Raw genomic sequence first — 25,783 nt, 5'->3', positions numbered from 1 at the left:
CGTTCGGGGCTGTCTTGTGTCGGCGACGTCAGCACACCGGTTGCTCGGCAATCGCGTTCATGTCCTCTGCGGACAAGGGGATGTCCGGCCGTGTCGCCTGGCGCGGTAAGTCGATGCGGGCGAAGCGAATACGCATCGAGCCGACATGTGTCCGCGGCTTCACGAGGTTCCGGCCGCTCCAGCGCTCGAAAGGCACAATGCTGCGGCCTGCATCAGTGCTGTGCCGCAGGTGGTGCTCGGGGATCGGCTTCGCTGATCCTCTCGGAAGGAGCCAGCCACGGATCGCCGCGTCGTCACCTCCGTCGACGTCCGGGCCGCGCCTCGAAATGACCTGACCCGCAAGTGATCTTGCGTTCATGGACGCCGACACATGCTCAATTGATGATGTAGAGTCCCCCGGTTCGGGTCCCATCCGGGAAGACCCGAGACGGCACAGGACGGGGCCTGACAGATGACAGTGCGTGAACACGAACGTATCGACCAGCTCGCGGTCGGTCCTGATGGCCGCCTCCTCCTGGCGATGACCGAGGACCGCGACTACGGCGAAGGCGCCGACCCCGAGCTCGCCGAGGATTTCCGGCAGAAGCTGGATGCCTACCTGGGCGCCGTGCACTCGGGAGAGGTGCGCCGGATGGCGGAGCGAGCGGGCGCCTCGGCGGACGACGGTATCGAGATCGTGCTGTTCAGTGCCACCGAACCGGCCGCCGCCGTGGCCGAGATGTTGACGGCGGTCAACACGAACTTCGCCGGCACGGGGATCACCGCGCGATGGGAGTTGTCGAGCGCCCCCGAGATCACCGCCGAGCTGTACGAGCGGGCCTGCGTCGACGAGGTCGTCGCGATTCTGGGCTCGGACTGGAAGTTCGCGATCCTGTGGGTCTCCGTGATCGGCCACGAAGCGGGCGGCGGCATCCAGGTGCGCCGAACCGACGACTCCGTGGAAAATCTGCAAGCCTCCGACGCCCTGCGCGAGTTGCTGTTCGAGTACAAGCAGTTCGCCCACGACCCGATCGCCGGAACGTGGCTGAGCGGCCGGATCCACATCGCCGGCCCCAGCCGCTACGAGGCGAGATTCTCCTGGCACACCCTCCCGGAATGGACCCCGACCCCGACCGCTGAGGACGTCCGTCAGGAACTCGCCGACTACCCCCGCGTCGCCGACGAGATTCCCGCCTGGATGCGTGAACTACTCGCTTGAAGCCGGAAGGCGCGGACAGGCAGCTCTGGAAGATGATGATCCTTCTGCGCCTCGATCGATTGATCCGGCCGGAATCAGCCGCGCCCGACTGCTGCGGCGAGTAGCGACCAAACCGCCACGACGTGTGCGACCACACCGAAAATGGCGTTCGTCGATGCCGGTATGGCGGCGAGCATCATCGGCGCCGCCGCCCGCAGTCTGCAGCGTCCCGGCGAGCATCTCGGACCGCTAACGCTGCCGTTCGGTCCGAAGATGCTCGCGGTGCCGGTCAGCGCGCTGTGGGAGGTTCCCCGACCCGATTGATCCGGCACGTCGGTTCGGCGCGGCTGTATCGCAGGCAGGGGATCGTCCGATGCTCTGTTCGGCTTCTTCCCGGACGGCCGGCAGCCCATTCCCGCTGGTGTGCAACCGGTTCGGCACAGCATGGACGACATGTGGACGATCCCTCGCATCGACCGCGTGCGGTGGTCGGCCTCCATCGGATTCCCTGGTGTCCGCCGATATCGTGGCGTGATCGAGCAAGTCCGACAATGCTCTGTGCTCGCCGGGTGTCGGTCCCGATATGAGCAGTGTTCGCGAATTCCCAGTTACTTGTCCGATCCGTCGGCATCCTTGCTGGATACCCGCCAAAACACCTGTGGCCGAGACACATTGAAGAGACTATGCAACGTCGATGGGATATAACTAGCCTGATTCTGGGACGAGAGTTCGGTTGGTCCACGGAGTCGCGCTCGAAGTGAGCAATGAGACAAAAGGGGAAGTGTGGTCGTGGACCGGATCGACTCCGTGACGGAGCTGGTAGCAGGTGTGGGTGCTATGGCAGCGCTGGAAGCGGCAATAGGTGTGGATGTGGCGGATCGGGTATTGCATGGATCGGCCACGTTGTGCGACGTCGTAATGACCTCCTGGGCAATGGATATCGACCCGATCCAGGCCGTCGTCCAATATGCCGAAGCGGCACTGCGGCCGACGCTCGAAGTGAGTAGTTCGCGCTGCGCCTGATCTGGGCGGACTATTCAGTTCTCCTTTCGCTCGACGTCTTGAAGCGCAAGTGCGACGAAATCGCGCATAGGGATGCCGAGAGCGCTGCAGAGAGCGTGCAGTTGTTGCATGTCCGGTGATCGATCGCCGTTCTCGAAGCGCTGAATCGTGCTGACGGCCAGGCCCGTCAGTCCCGCCAGTTGCTGGCGGGTGAGGTCTCGCCGCGCACGTGCTGCCCGCAACTCGTTGCCCACCGCACGATTGATCGCCGACGAAGTCTCTTTTGCGCCCATACGGACCATTCTGAGGTCCGAACGGCTACCTGGCAAACGCATTGCGGTGTGTCCTCTTCGGCGTGGCGGCAGATGGCTTGCGAAGTGCTGGCATCCGTTCGGAATTGCAGCAAGTCCGAACGGACCTTATGGTGATCCGTATGGATTGGTTAGATGCCATGATTGCGGAGCGGGTGTGGTGCGCTCTCGGGGAGGCCGGAGTCGACTCGGGTGACCTGCTGGAACCCCTGGGTATCGGTGCGGACGCTCTGGCTGACCGTTTGGCCGCGCGATGCTCCTTCACGCTCGAGGAGTTGGCGCGCATCGCCGCGAGGCTGGGTTGCCGGACTGTCGACCTGCTTCCGGGTGGCCCCCGATGATGGCGGCGGCCAGGTCGCTGGTGGTGATTTGTGATGTAAGTCATGTTTGGGTTCCGGTAGTTTTCGATTGGTACGGCCACCGTTCAGCAACCGCGGTCGCGGTGCGGCAGCAGGCGGATGCGCGAGCCCGCTACGGCGACTCTCGCCGACATGTCGGGGGCGGCCGATGAGCGCCGGCGACCTCGAGCAATTCCGGCGAAGCATCGGGCGCCGGGTGCTGTTCACCTCTCCGGTGTCACACACCGGCCGTGGCCGAACGGAGCGCGGTGTGATCACCGGCGTCGACGACCGGATGGTCTATGTCGACTACGGCTACGCCAATCCGGTGTGGCCCGAACTCGGGAATTCGATCGCCACGCATCCGGCCAACCTGTCTCTCGCGGCATCCCGTCGATCAGTGGCCTCACGTCGTCGAGTCCGTCGTCCAGCCGCCGCTGTCTCTGCCCCGACCCGGGAAAGGCGGCTCCGATGATGCGCGCGGTCCGGAAAGTGTTTCGCGCCCAGAACACGATGGCCAGGGAAGCCAACCGGATCGACGTGTTGCTGCTCGGCGGGACATGGAACCCGCGTGGCGACGACATCAGCGCGGCCTTCGCCCGGCATCTCGATGCCGATCGATTCGCGCCGCGCTTCGTGGAGTACCCCGCAGATTACGGACGCGCGATGTCCTACACGGAAAGCCGAGCGGCCGGACGGCAGGCGATGCTCGCCGCGCTCGACGAGGTGACCGGCAGCGTCGTGCTGGCGGGATACTCCCAGGGCGCGGCGATCGCGGGCGATGTCGCCGCGGAGATCGGGCGGGGCGAGCTGACCTATCCGAATGTCCTGGCCTGTGCGCTCATCGCCGATCCGTTGCGTCCGTCCGGCCGCTGCGTCGGCACCGACCCGGGGGGTTACGGCATCGCCGGCGAACGCGATGTGCCCGGTCTGCCTGCCTACTGGGCCGCCGCGTCCGGCGATCCGATCACGGCTCTTCCCGCGGGCAACCCGCTGCGCTCGATCGCCGACCTCACCGGCTACTTCAGTCTCGCCTCCCCGGGCGCGGCGCTGCGCTGGGGGCGAAGTCTCCTCGACGCGGGCACCAGGCACGCGATGCAACGGTGGTGGTCGCTGGAGCACAGGCGGAGCTGGGCAGGCGCGGTGGCCTTCGCGCGCGGCTACCTGTACGACGGCAGGCACACCGACGACTACATCCGTTACGGGCATGTCCTCCGCCTCGCCGAGACGATCAACAGCGAAGTGGGCGAGACGAAGTCGAGGAGGCGCGGATGACCGGCGAAGACCACGCTCTCTTCCTGACGACATCGGCGATACGGGATCTCGTCGCGTCGCTGCGTGAGATCCCCGGTCTGCTCGAGGAACTCACGATCACGCGAACAGGCCAAGCGAGGACAGGCCGCAGAGCCGACCATCGCATGCACCGTAAGGCAGGCGAACAGCCGCTGCCTTATAACCTCGCCGCCGCGCAGATCGCCGATCACATGCATGCGACACTGGTCGGCTGGGTGCGATTGATCTGCGAGCAGCGCGGGCTCGCCTACAACGGTCCCACCGCCACGGCCGGGCTCGCGCGCTGGCTGGAATCGAACATCATCGCCTTCGCCATGACCGAGGGGGTGCAGACCGCGCCGGAAGAGATCGCTCGCGTGGTGCGCGCCGCCATGTCGGTCATCAGCCCGCCCGCCCCGTCGGTCGACATCGACCCCGCCATGGTGCGCCGGGCCCGCACCCATCGTCTGAATGCTTCTGGAATAGCGAATCTGGCAAAGGAACTCGGTGGCGAGTTCCGCACTCTGACCGTGCGTCGAATACAGACTCTGCGCGACGCGGGAAAGATCACGCCCGCTCCCGGACCGTGGGCGCCCGGCTGGCCGGAGATGTTCGTAGTCGGTGAGGTGCTCGATCAGCATCTTGCCCATCCGCGCCGCTCCCGCCTCGGGTCGGGACAGCAGTCGACCGGCGACGCCCGGCTCCGAAGAGGTGCCGTGCTTTAGATGCCTGTCTGCACGGTGTCCGCCCTCGATTCCCGGTCGTCCCCCATCCGATCAGTCCGAAGACCATTGATCCGAAGACCATGCCGCCCAATCGGTTACCCGACCGTAAGGGCGGCATTCGGCGTTCACGGGGTGTTCGGCGGTGTCCGCACTCTGTCGCTGTCGACCGAATTATGTGTCCTCATCAGCGGTTTCGTGATTCGCATGCGATCGGGTGTTGACTTTTCTGCGTCGTTAGGTGACGATTGGTGCAGCGCCAGAGCTGTGCCCTGGCCACGGTTTCGCTTCGCTCCAGGTTACTGGCCCGGCGTCTCCCTTCAACTAGAGCTTCCCGAAGTTTTCGAGCTCTACCCGATTCTTACCCCAATTCGTCATCAGCTGTTGTGGCCCCGGCATCCGGACTCGGATACGGGGCCACGTTCGTTCCCGGAGCGAAATCGCTCCACCGATACCCTGCGGCACGCCCCCGAAACCCTTTCGGTGTCCATCGACAAGCGGGCAGAGCCTGCCGCAGCCGCCCGAACCGGTATTCGTCTCCCGCCGACACCAATGCGGTCGAGACGGTCTGCCGTGTTCGGGTTTGTCGCCCCGTCCCCGGCGTGCCCCTCCAGGCCGGGGACGGGGCGTCCGCATCTCCACCCGACCCGCCGACCCCCAGCCCGCCCTGCGCAGTGCTCCCTTCTCCCGCCGTCGCGGTCGCAGACGGTCGAGCCGCAGGGCGTCCGCGCCCCGCCCCCGGTTCTGCTACGCCGGGGGCGGGGCGCTCGACTTTCGAAAGGAGGTGACTCCGTGCTCGCACTCGCCTTCACACTGCTCGAACTCTTTTGTCATGTCGCGCCCCTGATCCGGCCCCTTCTCGGCCTGTGAGTCCTGGCTACCGGGGCTTGGACGGTCGTCAGGCCCGAGCCGCGCAACGCAATCACTGGAACGGAGAACCCTGATGGATGGTCGATGATGTCTGCTGAGGAGATTCCGATCGGGACGCACTGGACGCGCACCGGCGATGGAGCGCCAGGACCGGCTGTCCTGCACGCCCTCATATCCGGCCGGAGCCGGCCACCGAAAGCCTTTGCCGCAGGTGGCGAAGTCGAGGAGGAAGAACACGGTCCGCCCGCGAGTGATGGCGGCTTCCTGTCCACAGCCGGGGTAGGGGCACTGTTTCCCTTTCTCCAGTGGCACAGCTGGTACAGCATCTACCGCGATACGCGCGATCAGGTGGGGGCGGCAGGTGGTGCGGAAGCCGCCATGACCGCACTCGCCGGGGCCGTCACCGGACCCGCGGGCGCGGCAGGTGCGGCTGTCGTGACTGCGCTGAACAGCATGGCCGGCACAGTCGTCGAGCAGTTCTCGACGCAGGCCGAGTCGATGCGCCGCATCGCCCCACTGCCCACGGCTGCGCAGCCGAGGATGCGCACTCCTGAGGGGCGGCTTCGTACCGGACCCGATATCGACCGGTCCACCACCATCAACGTGATGAAGTCCGAAGACTACGGCGCGCCGCCGCCGAAGGACCCGTTGCACAGCCGCGCTCTGACCTATCTGTCGCACTTGCGGTGACTTCCGGACGCTCACCAGCGTCCGCCCCTGTCCGAACGAATTCGATTCCACGAAAACCCGTGATCCCGACTCCTGGAGAAGCCAGTGACCACCCCAGCCGAATCCTCTCCCTCCCCCGGTCTGGCCGAGCAGATCGACGCCGAAACCAAGGCGGTCGTCTCGCGCCTGGCGATGCTGAGAGCCGACCTCGACGTGCTGTTCAACCTCGCCCAGGGCGTGGCCATGAAGGTCGACGCGGCGCTGCCGCAGCCCGTGCCGACCGGCGGCTCTCTCGAAGCGATCGTCTCGCTCGGGCAGGCACCGGAAGCGGTGGAATGACAACCCCCTACCCCGCGGCCGGGGAGTTCCCCGATTTCGAACAGTTCCTGGTCGACCTGTTCACCCCGATCGCCACCACCGTCACCACCCTGCCCGCCACCTCACAGGCCCTGCAGTCGGCATTGCCGCTGGTCTGGGTGCGCACATCCGGCGGAACGCTGGACATCAACGCCATCACCTACAAAGCGAAGATGAGCGTCGTCGCCATCGGCACCACCCGGGGCCAGGCGCAGCAGCTAGCCATCCAGTTGCGTGCGGCCGTGCTGAACGCACCCGCGAGCCGAGTCAACGGCGTGCTCGTCGACTACGCCGAGGAGATCGAGGCCGACGACCCGAAGTTCCATCCGCCGATCCTGCGGCGCAGCCGCGGTCTGACGGAGGTGCCCGACCTCGATCCGCTCAACCAGATGGTCGAGATCTCTTTCTCGATCGAAGCCCGTCGTCAGTAGATCGGCGGAATACCGTCCCCGGCGGGGGCTTTCAACGGCGCCGTCCGGCGCCGATCTTCGTAACCAATGCCCGCGTGCACGTGGGCGCTCGAATGGAGACACATGCCTGCCACCAATCTCACCGCCCTGAAGTCGGCTCAGCGGTCATTGCTGCTCAAGCCGCTCGACGCCGCGGTGTTCATCGCTCCCTGGTACACCGCGGCCCCGGCGGACTTCACCGACTCCACCGGTGCGCTGCAGACCCTGCCGGCGGCTTACCGCCCGGTCGGTCTGATCGACAAGAAGACCGGTGTGGCCTTCGCCCGCGGCATCACCGCCGCGCCTATCGAGGCGTACGGCGAACTGCAGCCGGTGCGCAACGACATCACCAGCGATATCACCACCATCGAGTTCCAGCCGCAGCAGACCACCGCGCTGACCCTCGAGCTGACCACCGGTGCGAATCTGGCGCAGGTCACCGCCGATGCCGCCTCCGGTGAGGTGTTCTTCCCGCAGCCGGCCTCGGAACAGATCACCTACTACTCGGCGATCATCATCGGCAAGGACGGCAACGACGCCAACCCGATTTACGTGTTCAAGGTGCTGCCGAAGGTCGCCGTCAGCAAGTACGGCGGTGAACAGTGGACCCCGACCGAGGTGCTCGCGGAGAAGCTGACCATGGTCGCGTTCAAGGACGACACCGCGGGCTACGCCATCGCGCACGGCTTCGGCGGCAGTGGTTGGAAGGCCCTGCTCGCCCAGACCGGCATCGCCTCGGCCTGACGCGCGGCGGTATTCCCCGCCCCTGATCACCCAGGCTTCGCCTGGGCGTGGGGCGTGTCGTGTGTCTCCGGCACGGCACGCCCCACAACCTTTCCTGCCCATTCCTCCGGAGAAGAAAGCGGGTCGAACCGTGTCCGCCATTCCCACCGAGTACCCCGTCACCATGACCGACGGGACCAACGACTACATCGTCTCCAGCGCCACCGAGTACGTGAACGCCGTCTACAAGCTCGGCCACTCCCCGAAGGGCGACGAGTCCGCGCAGCGCCGCCGCGCGTCGAAGGCGCAGTAGCACCGATTCCACAGTCCCACAACAGAACCGGAGAACGACATGGCAACCACATCCGCGGCCGAGGCGGGTGGCCGATTCCACCAGCTCCAGCAGGAGCTCGCTCCCCGCCGCCGCGCACCTTACCGTCTGACCGACGAGATCGTCATCCCGCCGGTCACCCGAGGTCAGGTGCTGGCCCTGCGTCGTACGCACGACGACGACGAGCAGATGGCCATCGTGCTGGGCGACCAGCACGAGGCCGTCGAAGCCCTGTTCGCTGAGCGGCCGATGGACGAGTGGTACGCCTTCCAGCGAGATCTCTACGCTCACCTCTTCGGCCAGGGCGCCGCGGAGCTGCCGGGGGGATCGCAGGGCTCGTAGAGTTCTGGGAACGTTTCGGTGCCGCGCTCGACTACGACTTGCTCGAGCGCGGCATCGACGTCCGGGACTGCTTCGGGCCCGCCACCGTTCGTACCCGTGATTGGCGCACGATCTGGGCGTTCAAAGACCGGCTGCCACACGGATCGCAATATCGGTCGGCACTGGCGACCGATCGTGAGCTCGCCGAGCAGATGGTCGCCGCCGAGGAGGCCGAGGCCGAACTCGACCTCTACGAAGAACCCGATCGCCCTACCGGGCCCACGCCCGAGGGCTACACGATCGACAGCTACCTGCTGCTGTCGATCATCGACGCACTGCAGGGGGTGCAGGTCGCCGTCATCGCGGCCGCGGGCGGCGATCCGCCGGCCGTGACACCCATGCCCCGTCCCGTCACCGCCGCCGAACTGGTTCGCGACGAACGACGGGATCGATCGATGCAGCGCCTCATCGACGACTTCACCGCACCTACTCGGGAGAGCTGATGATCTTCACCGCGACGCTTCCGGCTCGAGCGGCCGGCGCCGCCGACATCGCCGTCCTGGCCGGCGCCTACGCCCCGGCCTTCTACAGCGGCGACACCGTCACCGATATCGAATTGGTTGCGCCGCATGGCTTCTCGCCGATGACAGGAGGGGCGAGCGATTATGTCGGCCTCACTGTCCGGCAGCTCCGCGACGGCGTACCTGTCCAGGTCTTCGCCGGGCTCGCCCTGGATCAAGCAATCACGCTGACACCGGTTGTGCCGGTATCGATTCCGCTGGTTTCGCAGCCGACGCTACGGAAAGGTGATGTTCTCGATGTGCTGATGCATCAGCACGGTGGCGGCCAGGCGATCCAAGCCGGACTCACAGTCTCGATCTTCGTCAGCTGACGGCTGCCTCCACTGCTATCCGTCCCCGCAGGTGACATGGACGCGCAGGATGGCCGCAGCGCCGTTGTGCACCGAAGTGATCTCGCTGGGGGACAACCTCGACGCGTCGTACGCGTCGTCGATTCCCTGGTGGATCGAGACGCGGCAACCGTTCGCCCCCTTCCCATACGCTTCCCACGTGGCGCCATCGGGGCCAACGATGGACTCATCGCTGCGCGCAACCTCCGGCGCAGGCCCGAGTTCCAGTCCCGGTGCGGTGACGATGCCGCGTACATCCGTCATCGGAGGTCCGATGAACAGGGCGTCGGCCCACGCGCCGACCTCGCTGGAATCGCTCATCTGGTCCACTACGGTGTATCCGTCGATGCGGATCTCTTCGAGATAGTGCTTCGCCGGGTTGCCGAACGCGCGCCCGGTCGCGGTACACCCGATTGCCGTCGCCAACGATATGAGTGCGGCAGTGACCATCAGTGAGCGCCGTGCGGTTATGCGCGGCGGGTGCGCTCGCTCGTTCATTCTCAGCCCAGCCCGTCGGGTCGGAAATTTCTCTCACAGTAGCTGGTCCGCCCGGACGGCAACAGTTGTCATCTCGTCGGAAGGATGCGTTCAATGAACGACTATTCGGCCACTTGGAGTAGTCCTCCTCCGAAGTTCGAATGGAATCCCGATATACGCGGTACGCCGGAAGATATGGACCCCACAGTTGCCCGATGGGTCCAGGATTCGGTCACACATGGCGAAGCCGCGGGTGTGGATCCGCGGCTCGTCATGGCGATCGTGCTGAACGAAGGCGCGGATGCGAATCTGACATGGGAACTGAAGGATTGGTTGCGGGAGCACACCACGCCGTTTCGTGAGTTGAAGGACGGCCACTCGAACTCTATCGGGCTCACGAACATGAAGAAAGAAACCTTCGACAGACTGAAGTCGGAGTATTCGTCGATCTTCTCGGGTCGAGAATGGACGGATCTCGCGGATGATCAGAGCTCGGCGATCCAGGCTGCGGCGTACAACCTCGCCTATATCAAGAACAAATGGTCGGACAACATACCGGTCGATATGAAATCTCAATACAGTCTGAATCAGGTTCTGGCTGCCGGATATAACGCCGAGGGGTTCTTCGGTGACTATATCGCCAATGGGAAGCTGGGGCACAAGGCGACGCTGTATTCCAAGATGTCGCGGAACTCGTTCGGCCGCGCCCAACGGCTCATGGAGCAGATGTACACCTGGAAGGACGCGCTCGACCCGGGCATGCCACCGTGGCCGGTCGAGCCGGGTATCGACGCGGTGGACATTCCACCGCCGGGCGGATATCCGGAACCGGACGGGCCGACACACATCGCGGATCGATCGAGCATTCCTGTGCAACCGGCGATCCGTCGGATCGTCGATCTCGATTTCCTGCAGGGTGGATTCGAAATGCGCGCCGGTAGCCCGGCGCCATGGGCTGCGCCGCTGAAACGGGCGGAGGGCGGTGACGTTCAGGGCCCCGGCTCGTCCATCGGCGACAAGATCCCGGCATGGCTCTCCGACGGCGAATTCGTCATGAACGCCCGCTCCACCGCCGTCAACCGTCCCTTTCTGCAGGCGCTCAATGCCGACCCCTTCTTCCTGCAGAAGATGATGGCTTCGCGCTCGGCGCCGAGCCGGACCGACGGTGCAGGTGCTGTAGCGGCGCCCTCCGCCGAACGGCCTGCCACGGTGAATATCTCGATGTCGAACGACGAAGACATCATCGGCAGATTGAAAGTACTTGCGATGCAATGGGAATTGTCCCACTAGGCATCGCGTCGAAAACTATTGGATCGAGGTGAATCTGTGGCGCCCAATGCCGCGATGATCACGGTGACCGGAGTCGATGGATCGGTGTGGACGATCGCCGGTCAGGGCCGTGGCCGTGAGGGTGTCGAGCTGGCGACATCGCCGAGCGGTTTGTACGACGCTCCGGTGACAACGATCTGGAACCAGTCCGCGTTCCAGATCGGTTCGTCGTTCGGCGGATACCGGACCAACAAACGCGATGTCGTATTCGCGGTCAATGTCTTCCAGGCCGCCGGACAGTCCTGGGAGTCAGTGGATTCCGCGTGGCGGAAAGCGTGGGCCTACGACAGGGACTCGACGCTGACGATCACGACGGATTACGGCACGCGGTCGCTGAAACTGCGGATGTCGGAGCAGCCGGACTTCAAGCCGGACAAGGATCCGCATCTGAAGTCGCAGAGCAAGGTCGTGATGACCTGTGTAGCGGGCAATCCGTGGTGGGTGGAGTCGGACGTGACGAGCACCTGGACCGCGACCGCCGACAGCACGCAGCCCGGTGTGACCAGACAAGGCACCGTCAGCATCGCCAATCCCACCGATCAGCCAATGTGGTTGAAGTGGGTGTGCTCGGCGCCGGGCAGGTGGACGGTGCCGGACTTCTCGTGGGGTGTGGCCGAGGACGACGCGGCGCGCACCATCACGTTGCCCGCGACCACTGCGGGCCAGGACCTCACGGTGGATACCGACCCGATGGAGGAGATGATCGTCGCGGCCGACGGCTCGCAGATCTGGGCGCTGATGAACGGCGTAAGTTTCCTCTACCCGGTGCCCCCGTACACCCCGGCGACCGATGTGCCGGTCTCCGTCACCGGAGCGCCTGCGGGAGCATCGGTGATGGTCGTGCAGCAGCGGAACTGGTCGCGGCCTTGGGGGCTGCAGTGACGACCGCCCAGGATCTGCCCGCGCTTTACGCCGAGGCGCAGCAGGCCAAGGATGCGCGCAAACAGCGGCGCCATGCTCGTCCGCTGGTGCGGTTGTGGGACGGCGACTGGAACCTGCGCGGTATCTGCGGTGCGGAGATCAGCGCCGACTTCCGCTGGGTGCTGAACCAGTCGGGTACCGGACTACTGGAGCTTCCTTACGACTACTACTTGGCCAGATGGGCCGTGGACATCAACGGCCGGACCAAGCAGAACGTGCACATCACCGTCGACAAGGACGGAGCCCGCTGGGACGGGCGACTGGAGAAAGCGGTCATCAAGACCGATGAGCGGGGCATCACGACGGTGGAGCTGCTGTTCATGCACTCCTACCAGGAACTCAAGCACATCTACTGCTGGTCGAACCCCTTCCTGCCCGCGGCGGTGCAGTTCCCGCGCGAGTTCATGCTCGCCGGGCCGAGCGTCTGGGCCTTGAAGACGGCTCTGCATTTGAACCTGCTCCGGCTCGAACATGCCCAGTGGCAGTTGCCCGACGATCCTGTCGACATCGGCGGTTGGGGCAATCTCGATCAGTCCAACTGGGCGGTGGTTGTCAAACCGGGCGATTTCGCTTCCGACACCTCGCTGTGGACGATCTTCGGTTCCCGCTTCCGCAACTTCCACGAGGCGGCCGCGGGCACCTTGGAGACCGCGCAACTGGCGGTGGTCACGCGACGGTGGCTGCGGGGAGATCCGAAACCCTGGCCGGGCGCCGACCTGCGCCACGGGTGTCTGGTCGTCGACATCGTCGACAAGTCCGGCTTCTGGACCGGCACCAGCACCGGCGGCGATATGTGGGACGGCCTGCAGCGCACGGTACAGGTGCTCGACAACACGCTGCTCGACTACAGCCCGGACGTGCTGCCCGATCAGAACGCGCCCGAGCTGTACAAGAACCCCGGGTGGATGGGCACGCTGCCCTCGAACCCCTGGGTGGTGTACCGGCAGAACGAGCGGACCGGGATCCAGACGTCGCAGTTCGTCGTGAACCCCTCGTCGGCTGTGCAGATCCTCACGGGCGGTCATTCGATGCCCGGTGTGAACGAGGCGATCTCCTCGGCGATCCAGTTCGTCGGCATGGTCACCGCGGGTGCGCTGGGTGAGGTGCCCTTCGTCGGCCCCTTCCTGGCCGGTGTCGCGAACGGCACGACCGCGGTGGTCAACACGATCGCCACGGCACTGCTCTCGGACACGCTGCTCGCCTGGATGGAATTCAAATCACCTCAGCGCGAACTGAATTCGGGATGGTCACACTACTACGAGCATTTCGAGAACAGCGCCGACCGCGCCTACACCCTCGGCTCGCTGCTGACTCTCGGAGAGGGCCTGTGGAAGACACGCAGGCACTTCACCCACAAATTCACCGTGGCCAACGGTGAACCATACATGATCGGCGACCACGGGCAGGGGCATTTCTTCCTCGGCGATCGAGTCGGCTCGACCGTCAAGGGCATGCCCGAGGGGTCGATCTACGTGGAACAGGTCACCGAGCTGGAACTCGCCTGGTCGCGCACGGCCAGCCCGGCCTGGCAGATCACCGTCGGCTCCGACCGCGACCACGACATGCCCTTCGCCAAGTCCATGCGGGTGGTGGCCGACATCGTCGACGACATCCACGCCCTCGCCGTCCAGATGTGAAGCGGGAGAACCATGTCCATTCCATTGTACGAAGAATGCAACCCCGACGATCCCTATGATGCTTTCGTATGGGCGCTCGTCGGGCTGCCCGGCCCACGGAACTCGCCGCTGCTCGTGCACCCCGACGTGCTGCGGCAGTGGTCGAAACACCTGTGGGATCTCGGGTTCCGCCACCACTCCGATCAGCAGCTCCGGGAGTACATCCCGCCTGCTCGTGGCGTCACCCACTGGCTCAACGGTTCCGGGCAATGGGCCGAGAAGGGGGCGGTCCGACCCCCCGAGACCTCGGCGCCCGACGTGAGCCAGCTGACTCCCGACGAGCGCGCTCACTTGATCGAGCAGCTGCGTGAATCAGGTGAGTTGAAGCACCTGGTCGATGCCCGCGAACTGGACCGCAACCATGCCGAGGTCGGCAGTGCCGCGCCGGACGACGCGTCCTCCGGCGGTTCGCGATGACCAGCCCCGACGGGCGGATCCCCTCCGGCGCATACACCGGCGGCTCGATCCGCAACCTGCAGAAGGTGACCTGGGAGGCCGCGCAGGCCTCGATCATGTCCAACGTCATGCAGTCCTTCGCCGGCATCGACGCTGTCGGCAGCAACTTGAGTACCGTTACCAACCGCGCGCTCGACGCGGCAGCGTCGGCGCAGACCGACGCCACCGACGCGCAGGTGACCGCGACTGCGGCGCAGGGCACCTCGGTCTCCAACGCTTCGGCGATCGCCGACCTGCAAGCGGACAAGACGCAGAGCGAGGTCGGCGGGGCGGCGTTCACCGACAAGTTCGAGACGTGGGACGCGGCGAAATGGAACGTCGGCAAGTGGAGCAGCGGCGGCCACACGGTGCCGGACGTAGTGGTCGTCGACCATCAGGCAGGTATCGCCAAGGCCGGTCACACCAGTACCGGCGGCGCCTTCGCGTTGTACAAGACGCCCCTGATGACGGATTCGCAGTCGGTGTCCCTCGTCCTGGGCCGTCCCAACCAGGCAGGCAGTTTCACCGGTAGCGGCATCCTGCTCCGTGCTGCCGACGATCTGTCGACTTTCGTCATAGCGCAGGTCGGAGCCTCCAGGATCTCACTGCAACGGGGAACGCTGGTCGATGGACAGCTGACCATCACCGTCTGGGCCGAGCGCACGAATCTGACCCTGAGTTCCGGTGACACCGTGACGGTCAGCGCATCCGGCTCCTCCTACGAGGTACTGGTCAACGGTGTGAGCCGGTTCGGATATCAGGACACGGCGGTCACCTCCCCGGTCGGAGCGGGCAACCGCCGGGTCGGATTCTTCAGCGCCTGCAATGTTTCCAGCACGTGGTCCGGTACCACGCTTTCCTTCGGCTTCGACCTGGAATCGTTCGTCGCGGCCGACACCACCTCGCCGCCACTGGTGGGGACCGGGTGGTCGCTGTACCGGCAGAGCGCCACCACTGTCGCGCACAATGCGGGCAACGCGCGCTACAGCGCGGTCTTCGACACCATCCGCAGCGCGAACAAGGTCAATGTGCTGGATCTTTCCACCGGACAGATCCAGATCACCAAGCCGGGCTGGTACGTGATGAACGTCGGCGTGCAGTGGTCGCAGGCGTGCGGCACCGGATACAGCTATCGCGTCGCGTTGTGGAGCGCGCCCAGTCCCGACGGCCTCTGGAAACTCGTGCGCAACAGCGGCGAGGTCGAAGGTTCCGCGGTCTATCGCACCTCGGGATCGTTCGTCGTCTTCGCAGGCGCGGGCAGCGTCTGGGCGCCCGGTTACTACATCGCAGGTGCCAACAACATGTACGGCGACCCGTCCGGCACCAACGTCTACTTCGACGGCACGCTCTGCTCCTATTCCTGACCGGATGCGACCAGAGCTCCGAGATCGACTCCGACACCGAGGAACCCGATGAGCACAATGAACGATCCGGGCTACCTGGGCTACCAGCCCACTCTCGAGCCCCTGAAACTGACGACCGGCGCCAGCTTCGTCCAAACCATCCAGCCATCCGGCGGCGCGGTGTTCCCCGCGGGAACAACGATTTCCATCGTGCTGACGGCGCCCGGTGGCGCCGCCCTCGGCGCATGGCCGGCCACGGTCGACGCGAACATCGCCACGTGGACCGTTCCCGCCGCGACCTGCGACGAGATTCCGGCGAACTCCCGCTACACGATGCTGGTCACCTACCCGACCTCGCCGGTGACGACCTACGCCTGGTACGCGGGCTCGGTCATCCGCACCCAGTGACGAAATCCCCACCCAACGAACACTTTCAAGGAGTACCCCATGGCTATCGCCGTCACGTCCACCAAGAACGCGCTGTGCACCGCCTACGCCAACATCGCCACCCCGGTCTACGTCTCGGTCCACACCGCGGACCCGGGCACCACCGGCACGAATGAGGCAACCGGCGGCTCGCCCGCTTACAAGCGGGTCGCCACGACTTGGACGGCCCCGGCCAACGGCCAGGTCACCGGCAGCCAGGTCACCATCGACCTGCCTGCGGGCTCCTACACCCACGCAGGCCTGTGGACCGCCCTCACCGGCGGCACCTTCATCGACAAGGTCGCCATCCCCGCCACCACCCTCGGCGGCCAGGGCACCCTGCTCATCACGCCCACCTTCACCATCAGCTGACCCGCGCCGGACCGGCGACAACTCTTCCCACGGTGCCGCGCTCGACCGACCGTCGAGCGCGGCACTTTCCATATCCGATTGCTTTGGAGGAACCCGCTGTGGCCGATATCCCCAGAACGGCGAGGCTACCCGCTCCGCCGTCGGTTGCCCCAGCTGTCCCGGCACCGCCGCTCGGCACGGTCACTCTGCCCGCGCCGCCGATGTCCTTCATTCCCGGCCACAATGTTCCGATCGTCGTTCCCTTCATCCGGGCGGATCTCACCGTCGGCGGAACCTTGCTGGCCGTGTCACTCGCTTCGGCATCCGCGCCGGGTGCGAGCGGCGGCTCGGGGCAGTTGTCGGCCGATGTCCGGCCACACCTGTCGAGCACCGCCGCTCTCGAAGCGGCCGGCTCGGCGTTGGCTCGAGTCGAAGCAGGCGCGGCCGCGGTGCTCGTCGTCTCGGCCGATTTCGACAGTGCCGGCACCACGCAGGCGACGGACGCCCATACCCGTGGCGTGGGCGAGCTGTCGGCAACCGTCGTCACCCGAGCAGGCGCCACAGCATCGTTCCACGGATCGTCGTCGGCCCTCGGTGTGATCTATGCACCGCCCGTCCCGATGACAGCCGCGATGACCGGTGTCGGTGACCTGACAGCTCTCGCAGAACCGGGGTTCAGCCCGTCCAGCATGGACAAGACCGGGACACAGAGCGGCCCCAGCACCACGAATGCATGGATTCAGGTGGTCAATTGGACTGCGGACTCCGGAAGCTATCCCGGTTCGACAGTGGACACCCATGCCTTGATAAGCCAGGGCGGCAACGAAACCGCCACCGTATCGAGCAGTATCAGCTGGACCTCGGGTACCTGGAGCACCAGTTCGATTTCCGTACGGATCAAGCTCAACGGCACCGTCATCGCCACCGGTACGACGGCCAATCCTGCCATCGCCGCCGCGACGGTCGCTATTGCTCAGGGCGATCGGGTCACGGTCGAGGTCAAGGACGGCAACGCGTTCGCCCAAAGCTCGCGGGCCACCATCAACGCCGCAGGCACCTACGTGCGTATCACCTGACCCGCCGAACCCGGGTTGCATCCGGCCCATCACCGCACATGACACCGGCGGACCCGACGTGCCCGGGGGCGCCGGTGTCCGCGCTGGGCAATCGACGACTCGATGAAAGGCAACTAACCATGGCTTGGACCGGTGACCCCGTATGGCTCGCGGACGTCCTGCGCGAGGAAGGTCTGCGCGTAGTGGAGTTCCCCGCCTGGCGGGAGCGAGGGCACGGCGACTTCGGACAGATCTGGGGCGTCATCGCCCACCACACCGGTGGGTCGAACACACCACCGTCCGAAATCGCCCACGGACTACCTACTTTGGCCGGCCCGCTCTCGCAACTCCATCTCGCCAAGGACGGCACCGTCACCGTCGTCGCCGTCGGCGTCGCCTGGCACGCAGGCCGCGGCCGTTGGCCCGGCCTGCCCGAGAACGACGCGAACCGCCTCACGATCGGCATCGAGGCCGCCAACAACGGCACCGAGGGCTGGTCGCCCGCGCAATACGACGCCTATGTGCGCTGCTGCGCCGCCATCCTGCGCAAGCTCGGCCACGGCCCCGAGCGCGTGATCGGCCACAAGGAATGGGCCGGATCCACGCAGGGCAAGTGGGACCCCGGCGGCATCGATATGGACCGATTCCGCGCCGACATCGCGGACCGACTGAAAGGCGATGTGCTCATGGCACTCTCCGACGCGGAGCAGCGTGAACTGCTCGACAAACTACGACGCGTGCACTTCGAGCTCACCCAGGGATTCCAATCCCGAGTGGCCGATTCCGACTACCGGGACACCCTCGTCGGCTACGTGCTCAATTCCGACGCCGCCGATTTCCGCAGCGAACAGCGGCTGCGCGCACTCGAACTCAAACTCGATCGCCTGCTCGACGTCAACGAAGGACGAATCTGATGTCCTCGCCCCGACTTCCCGAGCCGGCGCTCGTACGCTCGGTGCTCGTCGCGATCACCGGCGTGATCGCCTTCGTCGCAGGCCACCGGATCGACATCGCGTGGATCGATGCGGCCATGACCCTCTACGGCCTGTTGACCCCCGTGATCGCGGGCGTGGTCATCCGGCCCGCCGTCACGCCGGTCCCCCGGCAGGACGGCGGCCGATGAATGTCGCACAGCTGGATGAATCCCGAACTGGTGCAAGCATTCGGCGCCGCGGTCGCCACGGTGATCGGCGCGGTCACCGCCTGGCAGGCGCGTGAAGTCGCCAAACTCCGGGCCCGCGTAGAAACGCTCGAAGCGCAAGCGGCAGACGACAAGCTGCGTTTCCGCGACGCCCTGCGCCTGATCCGCGCCCTGCAACAACACATCGACGAACTGCGGGCGTTTCTGCGCCTGCACGTGCCCGGCCAGGAGCCGCCCGCGGCCCGCTACGAGATCCCCTCCTCACTGAGGGAAGAACTCTAGACGTTCGGTGATTCGGCCGCGCTCGATATGAGACGGCCACCATCGCACGCTTCTGCCTGCTGCAGTGGTTTTGCCAGGCCGGCAACCGGCCGCATTTTGGTGCCGTGCTCGATCGCAAAGGTCGAGCACGGCATTTTCTGTTCTTCCTCCGAACCGCTACTCGTCGCGGACGGCCACAGCACTGGTTCGCCCACAAGGGCTCCCACCCACCGCAGACCTCTGCACTCCCGATATCGAGGTGATGGGAAATGGCTCCCACCGATCCGAGCAAGACCCCAGACCTGGCAATGCCCGATCTGACGGGCAAGAAAGAGGGTGACACCTGGACCGCGCTGGAGAACGGCGTCGAGGTCACCTACAGCATTCCAGTCGGTAACGGCAACAAGTCGGTCGACCGTACCTGGACGAACAGTGAAGGTGGCACCAGCACCAACCGCATGGTCGACGACGGTGCGGGCGGGCTCCAGTCGTGGACCGACAGTTCTAATGGCCCCTCCACCTACATGAATAAGGGGGAGGGGGCTGGGACAGACGGAATCTACGGTTATGTCTACGATCCCGGATCTTCGACCTCCGGAGCCCCCGATGTGGGTTTCGGCGGCAACCCGAATCTCACCCAGGTCGAGGCAGTGCGCTACGACGAGAGCGGGAACCCTGTCGCACTGCTCGACAGCAGCCGTAACTCTCGTGGCAATTGGGACAGCATGGGGGTCGACAGCCAGGGCAACAAAACGTTGTTCGGTGATCTACCCGACGGCCGGGGTGGTTTCATCCCTGGGTCACTGGTCGGTCAGATCAGCCCGGAAGGGTACGGCTGGTCGACCGACACGACTGGAACCCGTTGGAACGTAGCGCCCGATCCGAGCGGGGACCCGGGTGCATTGCTGCGCTGGCGCACTGAATCCACCGAGGATGGCGACACTCTCGGGATCACGGTCGACAGCCACGGAGTAGAGAAACACGAGCTTCGCGACAAGGACTCGAATGAGGTGCGCGCGGTCGAGTTCTTCGACCTCGACGGCACACGCACATACTTCGATGTCGAGAAGGACACGAAGACGACGTTCAACCCGCACGACCGGACCCTAACAGTGGTCGAACACAACGGGGAGATCACTGTTTTCGGAGACGACGGCGAGGTCAAGGACCACAAGCTGGCCCCGGGCACCATCGACCTACCCGGTTTCATCGACAAGGCAATCGACACGGTCGGCTTCTGGGATCCCATTGGGCGCGGCGCCAGCAAGGCCGGGGCACACGCTTTGATCGGCGTCGGCGGCTTGCTCGGCTGGTACGACGATTACGGCCACGTCCTCAACCTGCCGACGCAGCAGGAAACTTTGAGCGGCTACGGCGATATGGCTCGGCAGATGGGCACCGAGTTTCTCTATCTCGGTGGCACTTTCAAAGATGCGCAGGGAAATACGATCTGGAGCCCTGATGGGAAGCTAGACCAGACCCACGCGGCGCTCAACGCCTACAACAACCTCTCGATTCTAACTATCGGAGCGGACTGGCGCGAATTCGAAGAGAAGCCGGGCGAAACCATCGGCACGGCTCTCTTCGGCATCGGTACCTTCTTCGTCCCCGGCCCCAAGGGACTTTCGGCTCTCGGGCAAGGTGCCCGCTTCGGCGGAATAGTGGACGACCTGGGGCGCTTCGGCGTCACCCCGCACTATCCCGACATCGACCTGCCGAATGTCGGCGGTCCCCCGCTTCCCGATCTCGATGCCCCCTCGCTGGCTCCACACATGATGGATATGCCGGATGTCGGCGCGGGCCCCCACCAGGGCGGCAGCCTGCCGGATCTCGGAGTCGCTCCGCGTCCCCACGGCGACAGAACTGAGCCCAGTACCCTTGGCAGGAGGAGTCCGGAAGGGGAGCGGGCGCCCGTGGGGCCCAACTCCGATCCTTGGGATCATCCCGGTGCCCCTTTTCACCACGACCCGATGTGGAACCCTTTCGGCCCGAAGCCGCCCCCAGGACAACAGATCCCACGACGTAGCGATGCACCTGGCGCCCACGGCGACCCGCGGAATCCGGAACGGAACGCGACACCCGAGTCGGGTGGGGCGCTCGACACCCCCACCTTCATCGATCCCGACGCGGTCGGCCCAGGCATTCCTTGGTACGGCCGTCCGGAGGAGACGCCTCCGGGCCACTGGCCGGTAGGTGTTTACGCCGGAAAGAACAACAGCCAGTGGTACCGCGCGCGTCCGGGCGGCGGACTTCCGGAAAAGGTGCCGATGCCCGAGTGGGCGACCAATGGTGGTCGAGGCAGTGGTAAACCGAGTCCGCCGCTTTCCGAGCAGCGCATACTGGAAAGTGCTACGCCTCCTACCCGAGACGGCATGTATCAGAATCATCCGGACTGGAACATTGAGAACATCGACACGGATTCCAATGTTCGCGGATTTGTGGGTGACGCACTCACCCGTGCCAAACTACGGTTGCTGGGTTACCAGATCATCGCTGCTGGGGAAAATGCCAAAATTCCTGTTCCGGGTAAGCCGGGTGAATTCTTCAAGCCGGATTTCATCGCTGTGGATCGGAACGGCAACCTTGTACTCGTTGAATCCAAATTCAATAAGTCGAAGTATCAGCCTGACCAGTTCAACGGATACAGCTACTATGCGGAGAACGGTAAACAACTCGAGATTGATCTCGCCGCGAATCCGGATCTGCTGGACGCTCTGCGGCGCAACCAGGTCGATACCAGCGATATGGTCATCGATCGCGTGGAGACCGTCCGTTGGGACAACGAGTGGGCGCCGACAGATGAGGTGCTCAGACGAGCGGCCGACGACCCCAAGATCTTAGGCAGCCTGGTCGATGGGACGACCAAGAATCCGGAGTGGCGGGATTCGGCTCTCACCGCGCTTTCCGAGCTGAATGCCGAGGCGGCGAGACGGTCCTTCAATTCACGTGACTATCTGGCTGCGGTTCACTATCAGTCTCGCCATCAGGCGTTGGAGCTGCTTCGCCACATCGAGCCGAGTCTGCAAGCGCTGAACGAGAGCCTTATGGGCGCGGGCGCGCCGCCTGCGCTTCCCATCGCCGCCCTACGTCCTGTCTCCGCTCGATCAAAGCGGCCGGCGGATCAGTCGATGACAATGAATATCGTGACTCCAGCCGGTGGGATCCGGCAGATCACACGAGCTGAGGAATTGCAGTCCATGACTCACGCGGCCCATCTATGAGGCTCATCGGGCCGTGATGGCGGGGTTAGTTTAGTGTGGTGGGCTTACTTCGAGAGGAGACAGTCGTGGTCACCAGGAAAGCCCGACTGATGGGGAAGGTCGTCGATCAACTGACCGAGGCGTTGGCGGCGGAGGGCTTCACTCCCTCCGAACCGCTGGACGACCTGGGTACCGCCGGGCCCGACGATAAGAAGCCATCATGGATCAGAGCGTGGTTCGTCGGACCCGATAGTGGGGTGCCTCGGATGACGTCGGCGGTCAAAGCCACCGTCCAGGGCAACGGCCATGGGGGTGTTGGCATCGCGGCGAGCGCATGGCTCGTGTCGGCTGCTGTCGAAGACGTACTGCGAGATATGCCTGCGGAAGCTTTGGCCAAGGGTGGCTGGGGGCGGAACTACTTGGAGTCAGTGGATTTCGGGTACTTCGAGAATCCTCTCGATCCCGGCGTGATCGACGTGGGAGGTGAAGTCGGCATCGAGGGTGCCGTGCGCGAGTTCATACGGCTTCTGCGAGGTCCGGTGGCTGAATGGTTCTCGCAATTCAACAGTCCTGGAAATCTTTTGGCGGCTGCGCGGACATCGTCCACGCAGGCTCGCTTGGATAGGGAGAATCCGGACCCGGTGCTCCTGCGGGCCACCGTCGCATTGTCCGTGGTCAACGATCAGGTCGAGGACGCGGCGGCGCTGATGGATTGGTACCTGCGCCGAAATGCGTTCCATAAATGGGATTCCGCCGACCGTGCGCAGGCATTCGACGCAGCGATGATCGAACGCTTTCCCGTATACGCTGACGCGCGGGAACGCTGACGGACCGAGACTGCGCCGGTTCGCGGGGTTTATCGAGCGAATTGCGGGTGAGAGCCGACTGGCCCCGACCCAACCAGCTTCTGCGTGGTCGTGATCGCGCGGATGGAAGTAAGACGTCCTGCTCGGATAGGCAGGATGTGGAGGTGAACCGATGACGGTGAACGAGCACGATCGCATCGACCAGGTCGCTGTTGGGCCAGATGGTCGGCTGGTGTTGGTGATGGTGGAGGAGCGGCCGTATCGCGATGGTGATGTCGCGGCGTTGGCCGAGGACTTCCGGCGGAAGATGAACAGTTACGTTCATGCGGTGCGGTCGGGGAACGTGGCGCAGCTGGGTCAGGAGCACAGGCTGACGGACCCGGTCGGGGTGGATATCGTCTTGTTCTGCGAGTCACGGCCGCCGGAGGTCGTCGAGCAGATGATCGGCATGGTGAACCGGGAGCTGGCCGACGAGGGGGTCACAGCGCGGTGGGAGTCCTGGGCGGGCGATGCGGTCGGGGTGGATGTCATCGAGTGTGCTCTGGTCACCGAAGTGGTAGAAAGTATCGATGGTGCGTGGAATTTCGCGCTGTTGTGGGTGACACTGGTCGGTGGCGCCGGTGCGGCGGGGGTGCAGGTGCGTCGTCTCGACGGGACGGTGGACAACCTGCGGCCCTCCGCGGGTCTGCTGGAATTGCTGTCCGAGCACAAGCGCGCGTCGTACGACGCGGCTTCCGGAACTTGGCTGAGTGGGCAGATCTCGATCGCCGACCCGGACCGGTATCGCTCGGAGTTCTCGAAGACGGAGATTCCCGACTGGCAGCCCGCGCCGACCGAGGAAGATCTGCACGCGGAGTTCGCAGTCTACGCCCGGCCGGCAAATGAGATTCCGGATTTTGTACGGCGAAACGTTCGAAGCCATGAGTGATCAGCCGGAAAAATCGCGAGCCTGTAGGTCCGGGCTAAACTCGCGAAGCGACGGTGTGACCTTGGGTTTTCAGCGTGTCGCAGGGGCGGGCACAGCTTTGGCAAGTGATGATCGTGGTTGTCTAACCTCAATCTTTCGCCGGGCCTTCGGTCCGGCGTGATCGGTTTCGGATTGGTTTCTGGTGGCTGAACAGCGGCTGGTGGGCAGCACAGGGTAGCCCGGTCAGCGGGTTTCTGCCGGGTTCCACGGGCCCGGACGAAAGTCCTTTCGATGCTTGTAGGGATGGTTTGCGCTGGTCATCCTGGTTACAGGCGTCCAGGGCGGTCAGTAGCAGGCTGGTGCTGCGGTGATGCCGGGATATCCGGAGGTGGGCCCGGCGGGCGTGGTGGTCAAGTCCAATTGGATGGTGTAACAGGGTGATCGCCGCGTGACCCTGTGTGGTCAGGCGGTCAGGGCTGCGGGGTCGGTGTCCTCCTGTTCGCTGTTGGGGCTGGTCAGGCGGGCGCGGGAGCGGGCCAGGACATCCAGGCCGAGGTAACGGCGGCCCTCGATCCACTCGTCATGCTGTTCGGCCAGGACCGCGCCGACGAGGCGGATGATCGCGGTCCGGTCCGGGAAGATGCCGACGACGTCGGTGCGGCGGCGGATCTCTTTGTTCAACCGTTCCTGCGGGTTGTTCGACCAGATCTGACGCCAGATCTGCTTGGGGAACGCGGTGAACGCCAGCAGGTCCGCCCGTGCGGTGTCGAGGTGGGCAGCGACTTTCGGCAGCTTCTCGGTCAGTGCGTCAAGCATCCGATCATATTGTGCTTCAACAGATTCAGCGTCGGCTTGATCGAACACCGAATGCAGAAGAGTGCGAACCCAAGGCCACGAAGACTTCGGACACGCTGACATCAAGTTGACGGTGTAATGCGTTCGACAGCGCTGCCAGGACGCGCCGGGCAGGGTGGCGCCGATCGCGGCGACCAGCCCGGCATGAGCATCGGAGGTGACCAGCTCGACTCCACTCGAACCGCGGGCGACCAGATCACGGAAGAACGCCAGCCAGCCGGCGCCGTCCTCACCGGAGGTGACCTGCAGGCCCAGGATCTCTCGGTAGCCCTCGGCATTGACGCCGGTCGCGATCAAGGCGTGGACATTGACCACGCGCCCGTTCTCCCGCACCTTCAGCACCAGGGCGTCCGCAGCGACGAACGTGTAAGGCCCTTGATCGAGCGGTCGGGTGCGGAACGCCTCGACCTGGGCGTCGAGATCGGCGGCCATGATCGATACCTGCGACTTCGACAGCCTTGTCACCCCGAGGGACTCGACGAGTTTCTCCATCCGACGCGTGGAGACACCGAGCAGGTAGCAGGTCGCCACCACACTGGTGAGGGCTCGTTCGGCGCGTTTACGCCGTTCGAGCAGCCAGTCGGGAAAGTAGCTGCCCGTGCGGAGCTTCGGGACCGCGACGTCGATGGTGCCGACGCGGGTATCGAAGTCGCGGTGGCGGTAGCCGTTGCGGGAATTGACCCGCTGTTCGGATCGTTGGCCGTAGCCGGCACCGCAGATCGTGTCGGCCTCGGCATTCATCAAGGTGTGGATGAACGTCGAGAGCAGCTCACGCAACAGGTCAGGGCTGGCAGTGGCCAATTGCTCGGTCAACAACGCGCTCGGGTCGATAGGCTGGAGATCGGTCATCGCGTGGTCTTCTTCCTTCTCGTGACTTTGGTCGGTCTCTTGAAGGATCACGCGATGACTGAACCGTCACGGGTAAGGGACCGGCTTCAGGTTTCAGGCCAGCGCCGGTCGGCCTGGCGATAGTTGAGCGTAGTAGTCGGCCTCGTACTCGGCCGGGGTGAGGTAGCCGAGCCGGAATGCAGTCGCGCGTTGTTGTACCAGTCGCCACCATTCCATCAGTGCGTACTCGACATCGGTGATGGTCTTGAACGGGCCATGGCGGCGCACGACCTCGGTCTTGAACAGGCCGATGATCGATT

At 64.9% G+C, this 25,783-nt stretch carries 31 protein-coding genes; 27 read left to right on the top strand and 4 right to left on the bottom strand.

The features are described 5' to 3' along the window. Positions 1-451: 451 nt before the first annotated feature. The 3 genes from IU449_RS18630 to IU449_RS18620 all read left to right on the top strand — a co-directional run bounded on the left by IU449_RS18630 (position 452) and on the right by IU449_RS18620 (position 2,200). Positions 452-1,198: a hypothetical protein gene (locus tag IU449_RS18630; protein ID WP_195003399.1), complete on the top strand. Its 747-nt coding sequence runs from the start codon at positions 452-454 to the stop codon at positions 1,196-1,198. A gap of 141 nt (positions 1,199-1,339) precedes the next feature. Continuing rightward, entirely contained in the window at positions 1,340-1,501 is a 162-nt protein-coding gene (locus IU449_RS18625) for a hypothetical protein (RefSeq protein ID WP_195003398.1), read from the top strand. Positions 1,502-2,014: 513 nt separating this feature from the next. Continuing rightward, entirely contained in the window at positions 2,015-2,200 is a 186-nt protein-coding gene (locus IU449_RS18620) for a hypothetical protein (RefSeq protein WP_195003397.1), read from the top strand. A 14-nt stretch (positions 2,201-2,214) separates the two neighbouring features. On the opposite strand, the gene IU449_RS18615 is transcribed toward IU449_RS18620, so the two are convergent. Beyond that, on the bottom strand, positions 2,215-2,472 hold the full coding sequence (locus IU449_RS18615) for a helix-turn-helix domain-containing protein (RefSeq protein ID WP_067852464.1): 258 nt from the start codon (positions 2,470-2,472) through the stop codon (positions 2,215-2,217). A gap of 827 nt (positions 2,473-3,299) precedes the next feature. Here IU449_RS18615 and IU449_RS18610 point away from each other — a divergent pair. From IU449_RS18610 to IU449_RS18565, 10 genes are all read left to right on the top strand, one after another. Then, positions 3,300-4,103: a cutinase family protein gene (locus IU449_RS18610; protein WP_195003396.1), complete on the top strand. Its 804-nt coding sequence runs from the start codon at positions 3,300-3,302 to the stop codon at positions 4,101-4,103. Beyond that, on the top strand, positions 4,100-4,825 hold the full coding sequence (locus tag IU449_RS18605; protein ID WP_195003395.1) for a hypothetical protein: 726 nt from the start codon (positions 4,100-4,102) through the stop codon (positions 4,823-4,825). The genes IU449_RS18610 and IU449_RS18605 overlap by 4 nt, the downstream gene beginning before the upstream one ends. A gap of 954 nt (positions 4,826-5,779) precedes the next feature. Then, positions 5,780-6,382, top strand: coding sequence for a hypothetical protein (locus IU449_RS18600; RefSeq protein ID WP_195003394.1), 603 nt, complete (start codon positions 5,780-5,782; stop codon positions 6,380-6,382). Between the two features lie 84 nt (positions 6,383-6,466). After that, positions 6,467-6,700, top strand: a complete 234-nt coding sequence (locus IU449_RS18595) for a hypothetical protein (protein WP_195003393.1) — start codon at positions 6,467-6,469, stop codon at positions 6,698-6,700. Next, positions 6,697-7,149 carry a hypothetical protein gene (locus IU449_RS18590; protein ID WP_195003392.1) on the top strand — a complete coding sequence of 151 codons (453 nt, stop codon included), beginning with the start codon at positions 6,697-6,699 and terminating at the stop codon, positions 7,147-7,149. Before IU449_RS18595 ends, IU449_RS18590 begins: the two co-directional genes overlap by 4 nt. A 102-nt stretch (positions 7,150-7,251) precedes the next feature. Beyond that, the gene (locus IU449_RS18585; RefSeq protein ID WP_195003391.1) at positions 7,252-7,911 is read left to right on the top strand and encodes a hypothetical protein; all 660 of its coding nucleotides are present in this window, start codon (positions 7,252-7,254) and stop codon (positions 7,909-7,911) included. A gap of 130 nt (positions 7,912-8,041) precedes the next feature. Beyond that, positions 8,042-8,203 (top strand): hypothetical protein, encoded by a 162-nt coding sequence (locus IU449_RS18580; protein WP_195003390.1) that lies wholly within the window; start codon positions 8,042-8,044, stop codon positions 8,201-8,203. 39 nt (positions 8,204-8,242) lie between these two features. Continuing rightward, a complete protein-coding gene (locus IU449_RS18575) occupies positions 8,243-8,563 on the top strand; it encodes a hypothetical protein (protein ID WP_195003389.1) in 321 nt (106 codons plus the stop codon). Between the two features lie 38 nt (positions 8,564-8,601). Then, positions 8,602-9,045: a hypothetical protein gene (locus IU449_RS18570; RefSeq protein WP_195003388.1), complete on the top strand. Its 444-nt coding sequence runs from the start codon at positions 8,602-8,604 to the stop codon at positions 9,043-9,045. Next, positions 9,045-9,434, top strand: a complete 390-nt coding sequence (locus tag IU449_RS18565) for a hypothetical protein (RefSeq protein ID WP_195003387.1) — start codon at positions 9,045-9,047, stop codon at positions 9,432-9,434. The genes IU449_RS18570 and IU449_RS18565 overlap by 1 nt, the downstream gene beginning before the upstream one ends. A 15-nt stretch (positions 9,435-9,449) precedes the next feature. On the opposite strand, the gene IU449_RS18560 is transcribed toward IU449_RS18565, so the two are convergent. Further along, the gene (locus tag IU449_RS18560; protein ID WP_195003386.1) at positions 9,450-9,902 is read right to left on the bottom strand and encodes a hypothetical protein; all 453 of its coding nucleotides are present in this window, start codon (positions 9,900-9,902) and stop codon (positions 9,450-9,452) included. Positions 9,903-10,043: 141 nt separating this feature from the next. Here IU449_RS18560 and IU449_RS18555 point away from each other — a divergent pair, with 141 nt between their 5' ends. From IU449_RS18555 to IU449_RS18490, 14 genes are all read left to right on the top strand, one after another. Then, a complete protein-coding gene (locus tag IU449_RS18555; RefSeq protein WP_195003385.1) occupies positions 10,044-11,219 on the top strand; it encodes a hypothetical protein in 1,176 nt (391 codons plus the stop codon). Positions 11,220-11,255: 36 nt separating this feature from the next. After that, positions 11,256-12,140 (top strand): phage tail protein, encoded by an 885-nt coding sequence (locus IU449_RS18550; RefSeq protein WP_195003384.1) that lies wholly within the window; start codon positions 11,256-11,258, stop codon positions 12,138-12,140. Continuing rightward, positions 12,137-13,816, top strand: a complete 1,680-nt coding sequence (locus IU449_RS18545; protein ID WP_195003383.1) for a phage tail protein — start codon at positions 12,137-12,139, stop codon at positions 13,814-13,816. Before IU449_RS18550 ends, IU449_RS18545 begins: the two co-directional genes overlap by 4 nt. A 12-nt stretch (positions 13,817-13,828) precedes the next feature. Then, entirely contained in the window at positions 13,829-14,272 is a 444-nt protein-coding gene (locus IU449_RS18540) for a phage gene 29 protein family protein (protein WP_195003382.1), read from the top strand. Beyond that, positions 14,269-15,654, top strand: a complete 1,386-nt coding sequence (locus tag IU449_RS18535; RefSeq protein WP_195003381.1) for a DUF7257 domain-containing protein — start codon at positions 14,269-14,271, stop codon at positions 15,652-15,654. Before IU449_RS18540 ends, IU449_RS18535 begins: the two co-directional genes overlap by 4 nt. 48 nt (positions 15,655-15,702) lie before the next feature. Further along, positions 15,703-16,041 carry a DUF7264 domain-containing protein gene (locus tag IU449_RS18530; RefSeq protein ID WP_195003380.1) on the top strand — a complete coding sequence of 113 codons (339 nt, stop codon included), beginning with the start codon at positions 15,703-15,705 and terminating at the stop codon, positions 16,039-16,041. 39 nt (positions 16,042-16,080) lie between these two features. Further along, the gene (locus IU449_RS18525; protein WP_067852428.1) at positions 16,081-16,431 is read left to right on the top strand and encodes a hypothetical protein; all 351 of its coding nucleotides are present in this window, start codon (positions 16,081-16,083) and stop codon (positions 16,429-16,431) included. Positions 16,432-16,766: 335 nt separating this feature from the next. Next, the gene (locus IU449_RS18520) at positions 16,767-17,486 is read left to right on the top strand and encodes a hypothetical protein (RefSeq protein WP_195003379.1); all 720 of its coding nucleotides are present in this window, start codon (positions 16,767-16,769) and stop codon (positions 17,484-17,486) included. A 119-nt stretch (positions 17,487-17,605) separates the two neighbouring features. After that, positions 17,606-18,379, top strand: coding sequence for an N-acetylmuramoyl-L-alanine amidase (locus IU449_RS18515; protein ID WP_195003378.1), 774 nt, complete (start codon positions 17,606-17,608; stop codon positions 18,377-18,379). Continuing rightward, entirely contained in the window at positions 18,379-18,588 is a 210-nt protein-coding gene (locus tag IU449_RS18510; RefSeq protein ID WP_195003377.1) for a hypothetical protein, read from the top strand. The genes IU449_RS18515 and IU449_RS18510 overlap by 1 nt, the downstream gene beginning before the upstream one ends. Continuing rightward, positions 18,589-18,888: a hypothetical protein gene (locus IU449_RS18505; protein ID WP_067852420.1), complete on the top strand. Its 300-nt coding sequence runs from the start codon at positions 18,589-18,591 to the stop codon at positions 18,886-18,888. Positions 18,889-19,136: 248 nt separating this feature from the next. Next, complete coding sequence (locus tag IU449_RS18500) at positions 19,137-22,088, top strand: hypothetical protein (protein WP_195003376.1); 2,952 nt, start codon at positions 19,137-19,139, stop codon at positions 22,086-22,088. Between the two features lie 65 nt (positions 22,089-22,153). Beyond that, positions 22,154-22,894 (top strand): hypothetical protein, encoded by a 741-nt coding sequence (locus IU449_RS18495; RefSeq protein ID WP_195003375.1) that lies wholly within the window; start codon positions 22,154-22,156, stop codon positions 22,892-22,894. Positions 22,895-23,045: 151 nt separating this feature from the next. Continuing rightward, positions 23,046-23,801: a hypothetical protein gene (locus IU449_RS18490; protein ID WP_195003374.1), complete on the top strand. Its 756-nt coding sequence runs from the start codon at positions 23,046-23,048 to the stop codon at positions 23,799-23,801. A 441-nt stretch (positions 23,802-24,242) separates the two neighbouring features. On the opposite strand, the gene IU449_RS18485 is transcribed toward IU449_RS18490, so the two are convergent. After that, a complete protein-coding gene (locus IU449_RS18485) occupies positions 24,243-25,484 on the bottom strand; it encodes an IS256 family transposase (protein ID WP_195003373.1) in 1,242 nt (413 codons plus the stop codon). A 93-nt stretch (positions 25,485-25,577) separates the two neighbouring features. Then, the gene (locus IU449_RS18480; protein WP_195003372.1) at positions 25,578-25,751 is read right to left on the bottom strand and encodes a hypothetical protein; all 174 of its coding nucleotides are present in this window, start codon (positions 25,749-25,751) and stop codon (positions 25,578-25,580) included. Positions 25,752-25,783 lie beyond the last annotated feature (32 nt).

The sequence above is a fragment of the Nocardia higoensis genome (assembly GCF_015477835.1).
Lineage (GTDB): Bacteria > Actinomycetota > Actinomycetes > Mycobacteriales > Mycobacteriaceae > Nocardia > Nocardia higoensis_A.
This window is presented reverse-complemented; position numbering and strand designations above follow the sequence as displayed.

What these genes read in the sequence shown, in the direction of transcription:
- IU449_RS18630 (WP_195003399.1), top strand. Translation starts at nt 452, where the DNA reads ATGACAGTGCGTGAACACGAACGTATCGACCAGCTCGCGGTCGGTCCT.
- IU449_RS18625 (WP_195003398.1), top strand. Translation starts at nt 1,340, where the DNA reads ATGGCGTTCGTCGATGCCGGTATGGCGGCGAGCATCATCGGCGCCGCC.
- IU449_RS18620 (WP_195003397.1), top strand. Translation starts at nt 2,015, where the DNA reads ATGGCAGCGCTGGAAGCGGCAATAGGTGTGGATGTGGCGGATCGGGTA.
- IU449_RS18615 (WP_067852464.1), bottom strand. Translation starts at nt 2,472, where the DNA reads ATGGGCGCAAAAGAGACTTCGTCGGCGATCAATCGTGCGGTGGGCAAC.
- IU449_RS18610 (WP_195003396.1), top strand. Translation starts at nt 3,300, where the DNA reads ATGATGCGCGCGGTCCGGAAAGTGTTTCGCGCCCAGAACACGATGGCC.
- IU449_RS18605 (WP_195003395.1), top strand. Translation starts at nt 4,100, where the DNA reads ATGACCGGCGAAGACCACGCTCTCTTCCTGACGACATCGGCGATACGG.
- IU449_RS18600 (WP_195003394.1), top strand. Translation starts at nt 5,780, where the DNA reads ATGTCTGCTGAGGAGATTCCGATCGGGACGCACTGGACGCGCACCGGC.
- IU449_RS18590 (WP_195003392.1), top strand. Translation starts at nt 6,697, where the DNA reads ATGACAACCCCCTACCCCGCGGCCGGGGAGTTCCCCGATTTCGAACAG.
- IU449_RS18585 (WP_195003391.1), top strand. Translation starts at nt 7,252, where the DNA reads ATGCCTGCCACCAATCTCACCGCCCTGAAGTCGGCTCAGCGGTCATTG.
- IU449_RS18575 (WP_195003389.1), top strand. Translation starts at nt 8,243, where the DNA reads ATGGCAACCACATCCGCGGCCGAGGCGGGTGGCCGATTCCACCAGCTC.
- IU449_RS18565 (WP_195003387.1), top strand. Translation starts at nt 9,045, where the DNA reads ATGATCTTCACCGCGACGCTTCCGGCTCGAGCGGCCGGCGCCGCCGAC.
- IU449_RS18560 (WP_195003386.1), bottom strand. Translation starts at nt 9,902, where the DNA reads ATGGTCACTGCCGCACTCATATCGTTGGCGACGGCAATCGGGTGTACC.
- IU449_RS18555 (WP_195003385.1), top strand. Translation starts at nt 10,044, where the DNA reads ATGAACGACTATTCGGCCACTTGGAGTAGTCCTCCTCCGAAGTTCGAA.
- IU449_RS18540 (WP_195003382.1), top strand. Translation starts at nt 13,829, where the DNA reads ATGTCCATTCCATTGTACGAAGAATGCAACCCCGACGATCCCTATGAT.
- IU449_RS18535 (WP_195003381.1), top strand. Translation starts at nt 14,269, where the DNA reads ATGACCAGCCCCGACGGGCGGATCCCCTCCGGCGCATACACCGGCGGC.
- IU449_RS18530 (WP_195003380.1), top strand. Translation starts at nt 15,703, where the DNA reads ATGAGCACAATGAACGATCCGGGCTACCTGGGCTACCAGCCCACTCTC.
- IU449_RS18525 (WP_067852428.1), top strand. Translation starts at nt 16,081, where the DNA reads ATGGCTATCGCCGTCACGTCCACCAAGAACGCGCTGTGCACCGCCTAC.
- IU449_RS18515 (WP_195003378.1), top strand. Translation starts at nt 17,606, where the DNA reads ATGGCTTGGACCGGTGACCCCGTATGGCTCGCGGACGTCCTGCGCGAG.
- IU449_RS18510 (WP_195003377.1), top strand. Translation starts at nt 18,379, where the DNA reads ATGTCCTCGCCCCGACTTCCCGAGCCGGCGCTCGTACGCTCGGTGCTC.
- IU449_RS18505 (WP_067852420.1), top strand. Translation starts at nt 18,589, where the DNA reads ATGTCGCACAGCTGGATGAATCCCGAACTGGTGCAAGCATTCGGCGCC.
- IU449_RS18500 (WP_195003376.1), top strand. Translation starts at nt 19,137, where the DNA reads ATGGCTCCCACCGATCCGAGCAAGACCCCAGACCTGGCAATGCCCGAT.
- IU449_RS18490 (WP_195003374.1), top strand. Translation starts at nt 23,046, where the DNA reads ATGACGGTGAACGAGCACGATCGCATCGACCAGGTCGCTGTTGGGCCA.
- IU449_RS18485 (WP_195003373.1), bottom strand. Translation starts at nt 25,484, where the DNA reads ATGACCGATCTCCAGCCTATCGACCCGAGCGCGTTGTTGACCGAGCAA.